This window comes from Paractinoplanes polyasparticus (assembly GCF_019710575.1).
Lineage (GTDB): Bacteria > Actinomycetota > Actinomycetes > Mycobacteriales > Micromonosporaceae > Actinoplanes > Actinoplanes polyasparticus.
The window spans coordinates 535,952-546,947 of record NZ_JAHWFK010000013.1; the positions used below are offsets into that span (position 1 = coordinate 535,952).

The following is a 10,996-nucleotide window of genomic DNA, read 5'->3' on the forward strand; positions in this document are numbered from 1 at the left end:
GTCAGAGCTCGCGGGCCAGTTCGAGGGCCGCGCGGCGTGGGTCGCCGGACCAGCGGGTGGCGAAGCCGTCCCGCAGGCGCCAGCCCTTCCGGGCCAGGGCGCGTTGCCGGGCGACGTGCGCTTCCGGGCCGTCCGGGTGCGGTCCGCAGAAGACGCCGACGGCCTTGTCCGGCGGGCCGATGCACAGGTCGATCGTCCAGCGGCCCACGGCGTACGCGGGCCTGGTCTCGACGTCGAGACGGTTCAGCTCGGTGGCGAGGTCAGCCGGCCAACCGCCCGGCCGGGTGCCACCGGCGATCTCGGGTGGCGCGGCGGCGTACCGGAAGAAGTCGTCGATCAGGCCGTCGGCGCCGTCGAGGGCCGTGACCACCGCGAGCCGCCGCCGGGCCCGGGTGATCATGACGTTGAACAGGTTGGGGTCGGCCACGAAGCGACGCCGGGCGGGCGGATCGTCCGGCCGCAGGCCCAGCGAGACGATCACGACGTCGGCCTCGCTGCCCTGGAACGCGTGGACGGTGCCCGTACGCAGCCCGAGCTCCTCGATCCGTTCCACCGGATACGCGTCGACCAGCGCCGCCTCGATCGCGTCGGCCTGCGGGCGGAACGGCGAGATCACCCCTATTCCCCGGGTGCCGGCGGCCGCTTCCTGCTCGACGAGCTTCAGCACCGCGGCCAGCTCGTCGGACGCCCGCACGATGTCGATGGCGTCCGCGCCCTCGTTGGCCGGGGTGCGGGTGAGCACGTCGAGCCGGTCGCCGTAGAAGCGCCGGGCCGCGAACCCGATCAGATGCGGCACGCTGCGGTGGTGCTCGGCCAGCCAGGTCGCCGGGGCGGCCCCCGCGGCCAGGTCGTAGGCGCTCACCCGGCGCACATCGAGCCGCTCGTCCGCGCCGTGCCGCCGGAGCACCTCGGCGACATCGACATCGCTGACGAAAGAAACGAACCGCAACTGCCGCGGATCCCCCACTACCAGCGCCCGTCGCGCCCGGGCCAGCACCGGCGCGGCCCGCACCTGGTCCACATGGGACGCCTCGTCCAGCACGACCAGCTCGAACATGCCGGGCGCGGCCGGCAGCAGATCCTCGACGTCGGCCACCGTGCCGATCCAAAGCGGGAGAGCGCGTACCAAGGGTTCGGCGGGCAGCCCGGCGAGCAGTTCGCGGCGGCGGTTGCGCCCGGCCCGCAACGCGGCGGCGAGGCCGGCCGACGCTCGCCGGGCAGTCCGGTCCCACCGTTTCCGGCTGCGGGCGGCCCGGCGCATGGCCTCGCCGACGGCCGCGGCCAGCCTCTCCTCGGCGTCGTGCAGGGCCTGCCACTGCGGATCCAGGTCGGTGCCCCCGGTCGCGGCCAGCCGGGCGGCGGCCCGCTGCGCGGCGGCTGCGGCGAGCGCGTCGGTCACCCTTTCCCGTGGTACGCCCTTGAGCACGCCGAGCCGGCGCCGGGTCCACCACTCGCGGAACCCACCGCGGGCCAGCCGGTCGGCCACCGCGCGCGGGTCGAGGTCGTCCGAGAACGCGCCCGGCACGTCGCCGGCCAGCGCGGCGAGGCGGGGTTGCCACTCGGACAGCTCGGCCGCCCGGTATTCGACCTCGAGCGCTGCCCTGAGCCCCCGGCGGATGTCGTTCACGGCGTCGTGGGCCCGTCGGACAGCCTCGGCGCCGGCTCGCAGCTCGTCGTCGGTCGCGCCCTGCTCGAGGCCGGCCGTGAGCTCCGCAGCCAGGCTCTCGCGCCGGGCCGCGTCCCCGAAGAGCACCGGAACCGGCCCCGGATAGCGTTCCAACAGCCGCGCCAGCACCTCGGCCGCATGCGGCGACTGCGTCGCCACCAGCACCGACCCGCCCCGATGCACCACTTCGAGCGCCGCCGCCACCACCGTGTGGCTCTTGCCGTTGCCCGGCGGCCCCGACACCACGGTGACCGCGTCCGTGCGCACCCGGGCCACCACCTCGGCCTGCGCCTCGTTCAACGGCAGCGGCGAAAGAACCGGCTCAGTCTTGCCGGCAGTGCCGCGGGAAGCGCTTCGGGCACCATCCGCCCGGCCCTCACGGCCACCACCGAGCCGGGGGCGGCCGTGCTCATCCGCGCGGGCCTCACGGTCGCCGGCTCCGTAGACGGCGGCGAGAGCGGTGCCGGTGAGATCGCGTGCGGCCCAGCTGCGCAGGCTGTCGGCCAGTCCGGCTCCGAAGACGTCCCGCACCACGTAGAGGGCGGGCTCCGGCACCAGGACGATCCGGTCGTTCGGCGCCCGCCGGTCGCTCGCCACCGCGTCGACCGGCAGCCCGGTCGCCTCGGCGGCCGACCACAGCCAGGCCTTGCTGCCGGTCGCTGCCAGCCAGCCCGGCCCGGCCACACCGGGCGCGGCCTCCAGCGCGGCGGCGAGATTCCGGTCCTCGATGAGCGGCGTGATCTCGACGTCGCCGACCGGCACGACCCGGTAGCCGAGCAACCCGCGTTCGAGTTGCACCGGCTGGCTCAGCAGCGGCACCCGGATCCTGCGCTGCTTGCCCTCGATCTCGGTCCGCCCGGTCAGGAAACCCCAGCCGCGTCGCAGCGGCCGCTCGTCCCGGTGCAGAGCCCCGATAGCCGCGAGCCGATCCACGTCCTTCCCGCGCGAGGCACGCTCCGCATCCTCCAGCCACACGATCGGCTGCCCGCCGCGCCCGACATCGAGCACGCGGTCGCTCCCGGCCGGCGCGAGCTCGGCGAGCACAGCAAGAACAGTCGACGGCAGCATCGCGCCCGAGGCTACCGCCCGAGCACCTGTGGATATGCCTGTGGATAACGACCGGATTCTCTGTGAAGTCGCCGCGGCCCCCAGCGCGGGCAGCAGTTGCCGGAGCTACCTTCAGCGCAGATTGATCGGGCCGGCGTCGATCGGGATGCGGAAGAGGGAGTACGGGTATTGGCGGCGGTCCTCGTCGTTCTGATACTTGGCCTGGCGGTGCAGCTGGTTCGCGGTCACGTAGAGGTAGCCGTCGGCCACCGACATGGTGTCGGGCCACAGCAGGCGAGGGTCGTGGGCCAGGGTCTCCACCGTGCCGTCGGGCAGGCGGCGCAGGACGGCGTTGTGCTCCCAGTCGGTGAGGTAGAGGCGGCCCTGGTCGTCGGTCTCCAGGCCGTCCGAGGCGCCACCCTTGTCGCCCTCGTCGACGACCGTGGCCGATACGTCGGCGTCGCTGAGGCCGCGGTCGAAGAGTGCCTCGGCCGAGACGCTGTGCCAGCGGCGGGAGACCAGCGCGCAGTAAAAGATGCGTGAGCCGTCGGCGGCGATGGCGATGCCGTCGGAACCCATCTTCACCGGCTGGGGCGGGCCGTCCTTGGGGCGTTCGAAGAAGGGCTTGCCCTCGACCATGGGCAGCATGCCGGGCGGCTCGACCGCCTTGGTGGAGGGGTGATCGTGCAGGCGGCGCCAAGCCTGACCGGTGTGCAGGTCGACGACGATGAGGCCGTTCGGGCCCTGGTCCGACGAGTCGGTGATGAACGCGGCGTTGCGGCGCAGGTCGAAGCGGACGTCGTTCAGATACGTCGTGGGCAGCGCGACGTCCTGATCGAAGACGATGGTCCGCACGACCTGGTCGGTCTCGAGATCGACGCAGACCAGCTTGGGGCCGCCGTGCCGGGTGGGCTGGAACATCGGGCTGCCGGTGTCGAGAATCCAGAGCCGGTCGGCGGGGTCCACGACGATGCTCTGCACCGAGACCAAAGCCTCGGGATCGGCGTCGTCCCGGGGCGAGTTCCAGTCGACATCGGGATACGGCACGACCTTGCCGTCCCTGATCTCGCCGACGGTGTAGGCGACCTCGTCGCCCCACTTCGGGAAGTTGACGAAGATCCGCCCGGTGCGGGAGACGCTCACGCCGGTGGGCATGGGCCCGTCGTCGAAGGTGTGCACGGTTTCCAGGGTGCCGACCGGCTGGTCGGTTGGTTGTTCGCTCACAAAGGCCCGCATACCCGGCTTGGACCAGCCCATTCGGCGTTGGGCGTGACCACTTACGCAGGCCGCCCGGGTGGGGTGAGCGTTCTGGGCGCGCCAGCGCCCTGCTCGCCCCGCCCGGGCCCTCGACGGGAGTTACGGTCTGTACCCACCACCCCGCCACGACATCGGTTTTCTGATGCGCAGTATCAGCCCAGATCGACGCTCGGGTAGAGCGGGAAGCCGGACAGCAGATCGTGCGCCTGCTTGTGGATGTTGTCCGAGACCGCGGGGTCGAGGTGGAACTTGGCCTTGCTGTCCTGGGCCGGCTTGGTGCTGCTGAGGACCGTGTGGATCAGGTCGGCGATCTGGTCCATCTCGGCCACGCCGAGGCCACGCGAGGTGAGCGCGGGGGTGCCGATGCGGATCCCGGAGGTGTACCAGGCGCCGTTCGGGTCGTTGGGGATCGCGTTGCGGTTGGTGACCACGCCGCTGTCGAGCAGCGCCTGCTCGGCCTGGCGGCCGGTCAGGCCGAAGGGGTGCACGTCGATCAGCACCAGGTGGTTGTCGGTGCCGCCGCTCACCAGTTGCACGCCGCGCCGGGCCAGGCCCTCGGCCAGCGCCTGGCTGTTGGTGACGATCTGCTGGGCGTACGTCTGGAACTCCGGACGACGGGCCTCGGCGAACGCGATCGCCTTGGCCGCCATGACGTGACCCAGCGGGCCGCCGAGCACCATCGGGCAGCCGCGGTCGACCTGGTCGGCGAGCTCGGGCTGGGCGAACACGGCGCCACCACGCGGGCCGCGCAGGCTCTTGTGGGTCGTCGTGGTGACGATGTGCGCGTGCTCGATCGGGTTGAAGTCACCGGTGAAGACCTTGCCCGCGACCAGACCGGCGAAGTGCGCCATGTCGACCATGAACGTCGCGCCCACCTCGTCGGCGATCTCGCGCAGCGTCGCGAAGTTCACCTTGCGGGGGTACGCCGAGTAGCCGCCCACGATGATCAGGGGCTTGAACTCGCGGGCCGTCTCGCGCAGGGCCGCGTAATCGATCTGACCGGTGGCCGGGTCGACGCCGTAGCTGCGCTGGTCGAACATCTTGCCCGAGATGTTGGGCCGGAAGCCGTGGGTCAGGTGGCCGCCCGCGTCCAGCGACATGCCGAGCATGCGCTGGTTGCCGAACGCCTGCCGCAGCTCGGCCCACTCGGCGTCGCTCAGGTTGTTGACCTGGCGCTTCTCGAACTTCTTGAGATAGGGGACCTCGACCCGGTCGGCCAGGATCGCCCAGTACGCGACCAGGTTGGCGTCGATGCCGGAATGCGGCTGCACGTAGGCGTAGGGCGCGCCGAACAGCGCCTTGGCGTGCTCGACAGCGATCGACTCGACGGTGTCGACGTTTTGGCAACCGGCGTAGAAGCGGCGGCCGATCGTGCCCTCCGCGTACTTGTCGGAGAGCCAGTTGCCCATGGCCAGCAGCACGGCCGGCGAGGCGTAGTTCTCACTCGCGATCAGCTTGAGCGACTCGCGCTGGTCGGTGAGCTCCTGCGCGATCGCGTCGGCGATGCGGGGCTCGACCGATCGGACCACCTCAAGGGCGGAGCGGAAAGCTGCGGACTCAGGGTTCAGCCCTTCAACCGGGGTGACATTCTGTTTTCCGCTGCGGTCAGACACAGTCATGGGACCTCCCTATCACGATGCAGAGGCCCAGGCGCACGGCAGGTGTCGTCATCAAGACGAGGCCGCTCCCCGATGGTTGACCACCTTGACGCGCCAGTCACGGCCCGCGACGAGCATACCGGTCTTGTTCGCCCGACCGAAACCGATGATCACTAGGGTATTCGGCGTGAACGGCGTGCAGATCCTGCTCATCATCGGTGTGGGCATCGCGGTGTCGGCGCTCGCTCGCAAGCGGGGCGTCGAGCCCGGCATGATCATCGTTGTCCTGGCCGCGGGCGCTTCCTTCATCCCCGGGGTTCCGCGACTCGAGCTCGAGAGCGAGCTGATCCTCGCGATCGTCATCCCGCCGTTGCTCTATTCGGCGACCCGCGGAGCGTCGCTCTCCAACTTCGGCGCCAACCTGCGCTCGATCTGGACGCTCGGCGTCGTGCTGGTAGTTCTCACCACCGGCGCGCTGGGTCTGCTGTCGTCGTGGCTGCTGCCGACGCTCGGGCTGACCGCCGCCTTCGTCCTGGGCTCCGTGCTCGCGCCGCCGGACACGATCACCACGGTCTCGCACGGCGCCGAGATCGGGCTGCCGAAACGGGCCACCTCGATCCTCACCGGTGAGAGCCTGGTCAACGACGCGACTGCGCTCACCCTGTTCAGCATCGCGGTGGCCGCCGTCAACGGCGAGCACACCACCTGGCAGGGCGGGATCGGCGAGTTTTTCCGGAACGCGTCGGTCGGCGTCGTCATCGGCGCGCTGTACGCCGTGATCGCGCTCTGGATCCGCAAGCGGCTGGGCAACCCGACGCTGGAGACGGCGCTGGTGATGCTGGTGCCGTTCACCGCCTTTCTGACCGCCGAACAGGTGCACGCCTCCGGGATCCTCGCGGTGGTCGTGGCGGCCTTCTCGCTGAGCGTCAACCTCACGCTCGACCCGAAACACCAGTACCCCGGCGCGTACCGGACCCGACTGCAGGAGGGGGAGGTCTGGCCGGTCATCGACTTCCTGCTCGAGACGTTCGTCTTCGCGTACATCGGCCTGCAGTTGAAGTGGGTGCTGGAGGAACTAGCCGAATCGGACGACCCCGGGCTGGGCCGCACGCTGGTCGCGGCCGGGGTGCTGCTGGTCGCGGCGATCGTCATCCGGCTGGTCGGGGTCGAGGTGCTGTTCGGCCGGTGGTCCGTACGGGAACGGCAGGTCGAGCAACGGGCGGAGCGAGACGTCCGTTACCGCACCCGCCTGCAGGCGATGCGCGACCGTCACCGGCAGCGGCGGGGCGAGGACCCGCTGCCCGCGCCGACCCGCAAGGAGCGGCTGCTGGTCGGCTGGACCGGCATGCGCGGCATCCTCACCCTGGCCGCGGCCGCGTCGATCCCCGAACACACGGCGTCGGGCGAGGAGTTCCCGGGCCGGACAGCGATCCAGGCCATCGCCCTGTTCGTCACCCTCGGCACCCTGCTCCTGCAGGGCACAACGGTGGGCTGGCTGGCCCGCCGGCTCAAGTTCGACCTGACCGCCGAACGGGCCGAGACGGAGGCCGAGCGTGAGCGGGGACGCCAGGTCGCCGCCACGGCCGCCGCGCAGCCGGCCGCCGGCATCGACGCGAGCTTCGAGGCTCAGCGGCTCGCGATCGGCAAGGCCGTCCGCGACCACGAGCTGAGCGAGGAAACCGCCCGCGAGCTCATCGAGGACATCGACCTGAGCCAGGCCGCCCACCACACCGGCCCCTCGTAGCTGTCACAGCGCGGTCACAGAAGACCCATAGGAAACGGACTTACTGTGACCGGAACACCGTGCGGCAACACGACGGGAGCGAACCGATGGCACAGGACCGGAGACCTATGTACGAGGGACGGCGCCTGCCCCGGCCCGGCGAGGAGGTCGTCGACCAGGGCCTCGGGTTCGACCTCGGCACGTTGATGAGCCGCCGCCGGCTGCTGCGGGGTTTCGGGCTCGGGGCGGCCGCGATCGGTCTCGCGGCGTGCAGCAGCAACTCGTCCTCCGACACGGCGGCGCCGGCAGGTTCGACCGCCTCCGGGGAGATTCCGGAGGAGACAGGCGGCCCGTACCCGGGTAACGGGTCGAACGGGCCGGATGTGCTCGAGCAGAGCGGCGTGGTCCGCAGCGACATCCGGTCGAGCTTCGGCACGGGGAGCGGGACGGCTGAGGGCGTACCCATGACGCTCGAGCTGACCATCCTCGACATGGCGAAGGACAACAAGCCGTTCGCCGGCGCCGCGGTCTACGTGTGGCACTGCGACCGGGCCGGGCAGTACTCGATGTACTCCGAGGCGGTGCAGAACGAGAACTACCTGCGCGGCGTCCAGATCGCCGACGGCTCGGGGAGGGTGACGTTCACCAGCATCTTCCCGGCCTGCTACCCCGGGCGCTGGCCGCACGTCCACTTCGAGGTCTACCCCAGCCAGACCGACATCACGGACGCGACCAGGACGATCGCCACCTCGCAGGTCGCGTTGCCCAAGGAGACCTCCGAGACGGTCTACGCCACCGCCGGGTACGAGTCGTCAGTGACCGCCCTGGCCCAGGTGAGCCTCGACAGCGACAACGTGTTCGGCGAAGACTCGGGAGCCCTGCAGCTCGGCGCCGTCACCGGCGATGTGACGAACGGATACGCGGTCGCCCTGACGGTCAGGGTGAACACCACGACGACGCCCACGGGCGGTTAGCCCCTGCGCCGACGGCGGCCCGGGCGGGGCTCCCCCGGCGTCAACGGTTCCGTAACCTCGTTTACTTGCCTGTAACAGTTACATCGACAAGACTGACTCCGTCGGACGCACCCCGCCGCCGGATCCCCCACCGGATCACCTCGGCCGTTCCCCGGACCGATACCGGCGCGGCGGCGAGGGTGCGCCCCTAGCCTCCCACCTTGAGGCTCAGCCACAGCGCGAGCACACCGGCGATCAGCGCCGGAGGCACAGTCAGCAGGCCCAGCCGCAGGAAGTCGCGCGCGTCCGGCGCCGCGTCGTGCGTGTGCAGGATCTGCCGCCACAACAGGGTGGCCAGCGAACCCACGTAGGTCAGGTTCGGGCCGACGTTCACTCCGATGAGCATCGCCAGCAGCAGGGCCGGGCTCGACTCGACCACCGGCAGCAGCACCAGCGTCGCCGGCAGGTTGTTGAGCAGGTTGGCCAGCCCGGCGGCCAGGAAGGCGACCGCAAGCAGGCCCAGCAGGTCGGCGTGGTCGGGGGTGATCGCGTGGATCAGGTCCTCGAGTCCGTGCTGCTGCACCGCGAGCACCACGACGCCCAGGGCGAGCACGAACGCGCAGAACGCCGGGTTGGTCTCGCGGATCAGCGTGCCGACGGGCACCCGCCGCGGCACGGCCAGCAGGATCGCACCGGCCACGGCGACCCAGGCCGGGTGTACGCCGAGGGGCTGCACGACGGCGAAGCCGGCCAGGGTGAGGGCCAGCACGATCAGCGCGTACCGGGGCGCGGGGCCGTTGCCGGGCTGGGGGCGGGGCTCTTCGCGGGCCCGCAGATCACCGGCGAAATAGAGACGGAACACCAGGTACTCGACGGCGATCACGGCCAGCCAGGGCAACGTCATCAGCCCGGTGAACCCGAGGAAGGTGAGCCCGCTGGCCGCGAACGCGAGCAGGTTCGTCAGGTTCGAGACGGGCAGCAGCAGCGACGCCGAGTTGGCCAGGTGTGCGGCGGCGAACGCGGGCGGACGGGCTCGGGCGCCGACGCGGGCCGCGGTGGCCAGCACCACCGGGGTGAGCAGCACGACGGTCGCGTCCAGACTCAGGAACGCGGTGGTGAGGGCGGCGACCACGAAGACGGCGGCGAGCAGCCGGGGCGGGTTGCCGCCGCCCTTGCGGGCCGCGATCGTCCCGGCGTACCGGAAAACGCCGTGCTCGGCCGCGAGATGGGCCAGCACGAGTACGGCGGCCAGGAAGCCGACCGTCGGGCCGAGCTCACGGAACTCGGCCCAGGCGTCGTCCCACGACACGAGCCCGAGGGCGATCACCAGAGCAGCCGCGGGCACGGCGGCGACCGCCTCGGGCAGACCTCGCGGCCGGACGACGGCGAAGGCCAGCACGACAACCAGCAGGACGGCCGAGATGATCAGGGGCACCGCGGCAGGCTACGAGTCGAACAACTCTTGTGCACCTGAGACGTTCAACACCCGCGCCACGCCGGCCTTCGCGTTGACCACCCGGAAGCCGGCGCCGGTCGTGACCGCGATGTTGTAGCCGTCGATCAACGCACCGAGAGCCTCGGAGTCGATGAACGTCACGTCGGCCAGGTCGACGACGACCCGCGTGGCCGTGCCGAACGCCTCGACGATCGTCGCGTGCAGGTCGTCACGGGAGTTGATGTCCAGCTCGCCGCTGGGCCGCAGGATCGTCGCGGTCGGGTCGGCCGCGTAATCCTGGCCGATCTGGTAGGAGTCCGCCACGGGGACTTTCTATCAGGAGCGCGGAGATTCAGCCCGGGAAGCTCGCCCAGACGTGCTTGGTCGAGCCCGTCCGGTACCAGCCGACGTCGATGGCGAACGTCTTCGTGAGCTGGAGTCCCAACCCGCCGGCGCCCAGCGGACGACCCCGGTCGAGCTCCGGGAGCGTTCCCAGATCGTGATCCGCCACGTCGAGGATGAGGTGGTCGTCCTCGCGGAGGAGCCGCACCTCGGTCGGCGGCAGACCGTGCCGCAGGGCGTTGGTCGCCAGCTCGGTCGCGACGACCGCCATCTTGTCGAAGAGGTCGTCGACCTCATCGGTGTGCGTCTGGATGGCCTCGCGCAACGCCGCCCGCAGGCTGCGCAGTTCACCGAAGGTGCCGAGCTTCCAACAGCGCAGCTCGGCCGCCGCGGGATGAGGAGCCGAGGCACGCAAAGCAGACATGATGTCCATCTTTCCCGGTCCGACGTGTTTGACACTGGCCCGTGCGGGTCACCACAACAACCGTACGGACTAATCCCCGATGCACTCGATCCAGGGCTCTCGATCCCCCGGCAAGATCCGCTACGTATATTTGCTATCACGCAAAGTAATTCATACTTTCGGCTAGTCTTCCTTGGACTTGTCGGCTAGGTTGGTCATATCCGAACGGCCTAGTTGTGACCGGCTGACGGAGATCTCATCGATCGTCGTCGACCAGTAGATAGGGACACCCGACCGACCCGGGCCCTCGCTTCCGAGCAGGGCCGGCTCTCCGGACAGGTGCCAGGGAGGACCACCGACATGACCGTCACCGAGACCACCACGAGCGTCGAAGCCGACGCCGTCACGGTCGCCGCCAGCGCGCCCATCGACAGCGCCGCCGAGCTGCTGAACGCGATGGCCGCGATGCCCGCCGGTCACCCCTCACGCGCCTCACTGCGCGACCGGGCGATCGAGGCGTGGCTGCCGCTGGCCCGCCACCTCGCCCACCGCTACTCCGGCCGCGGCGAGCC

At 70.8% G+C, this 10,996-nt stretch carries 8 protein-coding genes, 1 pseudogene and 1 riboswitch; of the genes and pseudogenes, 3 read left to right on the forward strand and 6 right to left on the reverse strand.

Going from position 1 to position 10,996, the window contains the following annotated elements; translation table 11 throughout:
- Position 1: 1 nt before the first annotated feature.
- The 3 genes from KXC43_RS17430 to KXC43_RS17440 form a co-directional block, all read right to left on the reverse strand.
- The gene (locus tag KXC43_RS17430) at positions 2-2,734 is read right to left on the reverse strand and encodes an AAA domain-containing protein (RefSeq protein ID WP_221377073.1); all 2,733 of its coding nucleotides are present in this window, start codon (positions 2,732-2,734) and stop codon (positions 2-4) included.
- A gap of 111 nt (positions 2,735-2,845) precedes the next feature.
- On the reverse strand, positions 2,846-3,937 hold the full coding sequence (locus KXC43_RS17435; RefSeq protein ID WP_308129121.1) for an L-dopachrome tautomerase-related protein: 1,092 nt from the start codon (positions 3,935-3,937) through the stop codon (positions 2,846-2,848).
- Between the two features lie 185 nt (positions 3,938-4,122).
- Positions 4,123-5,589, reverse strand: a complete 1,467-nt coding sequence (locus tag KXC43_RS17440; protein WP_221377075.1) for a glycine hydroxymethyltransferase — start codon at positions 5,587-5,589, stop codon at positions 4,123-4,125.
- An 18-nt stretch (positions 5,590-5,607) separates the two neighbouring features.
- Positions 5,608-5,700: riboswitch (ZMP/ZTP riboswitch) on the reverse strand.
- Positions 5,701-5,734: 34 nt separating this feature from the next.
- On the opposite strand from KXC43_RS17440, the gene KXC43_RS17445 reads away from it, so the two are divergent.
- Together KXC43_RS17445 and KXC43_RS17450 are read left to right on the forward strand one after the other, a co-directional pair.
- Complete coding sequence (locus tag KXC43_RS17445; RefSeq protein WP_438870897.1) at positions 5,735-7,312, forward strand: cation:proton antiporter; 1,578 nt, start codon at positions 5,735-5,737, stop codon at positions 7,310-7,312.
- 86 nt (positions 7,313-7,398) lie between these two features.
- Entirely contained in the window at positions 7,399-8,265 is an 867-nt protein-coding gene (locus KXC43_RS17450; RefSeq protein WP_255644152.1) for an intradiol ring-cleavage dioxygenase, read from the forward strand.
- 187 nt (positions 8,266-8,452) lie between these two features.
- Here the strand turns inward: KXC43_RS17450 and KXC43_RS17455 are convergent, their stop codons facing one another.
- From KXC43_RS17455 to KXC43_RS17465, 3 genes are read right to left on the reverse strand one after another with little or no spacing between them, the layout of a single operon-like run.
- Positions 8,453-9,679, reverse strand: a complete 1,227-nt coding sequence (locus KXC43_RS17455) for an SLC13 family permease (RefSeq protein ID WP_221377077.1) — start codon at positions 9,677-9,679, stop codon at positions 8,453-8,455.
- 9 nt (positions 9,680-9,688) lie between these two features.
- Positions 9,689-10,003: an STAS domain-containing protein gene (locus KXC43_RS17460; protein WP_221377078.1), complete on the reverse strand. Its 315-nt coding sequence runs from the start codon at positions 10,001-10,003 to the stop codon at positions 9,689-9,691.
- A 28-nt stretch (positions 10,004-10,031) separates the two neighbouring features.
- The gene (locus KXC43_RS17465; protein ID WP_221377079.1) at positions 10,032-10,445 is read right to left on the reverse strand and encodes an ATP-binding protein; all 414 of its coding nucleotides are present in this window, start codon (positions 10,443-10,445) and stop codon (positions 10,032-10,034) included.
- Positions 10,446-10,784: 339 nt separating this feature from the next.
- Between KXC43_RS17465 and KXC43_RS17470 the strand changes: the two are divergent.
- Positions 10,785-10,996: pseudogene (locus tag KXC43_RS17470) on the forward strand (RNA polymerase sigma factor SigF); the annotation flags it as partial.

Coding starts and splice junctions, on each gene's coding strand:
- KXC43_RS17430 (WP_221377073.1), bottom strand. CDS start 2,734: ATGCTGCCGTCGACTGTTCTTGCTGTGCTCGCCGAGCTCGCGCCGGCC.
- KXC43_RS17440 (WP_221377075.1), bottom strand. CDS start 5,589: ATGACTGTGTCTGACCGCAGCGGAAAACAGAATGTCACCCCGGTTGAA.
- KXC43_RS17445 (WP_438870897.1), top strand. CDS start 5,735: ATGATCACTAGGGTATTCGGCGTGAACGGCGTGCAGATCCTGCTCATC.
- KXC43_RS17450 (WP_255644152.1), top strand. CDS start 7,399: ATGGCACAGGACCGGAGACCTATGTACGAGGGACGGCGCCTGCCCCGG.
- KXC43_RS17465 (WP_221377079.1), bottom strand. CDS start 10,445: ATGTCTGCTTTGCGTGCCTCGGCTCCTCATCCCGCGGCGGCCGAGCTG.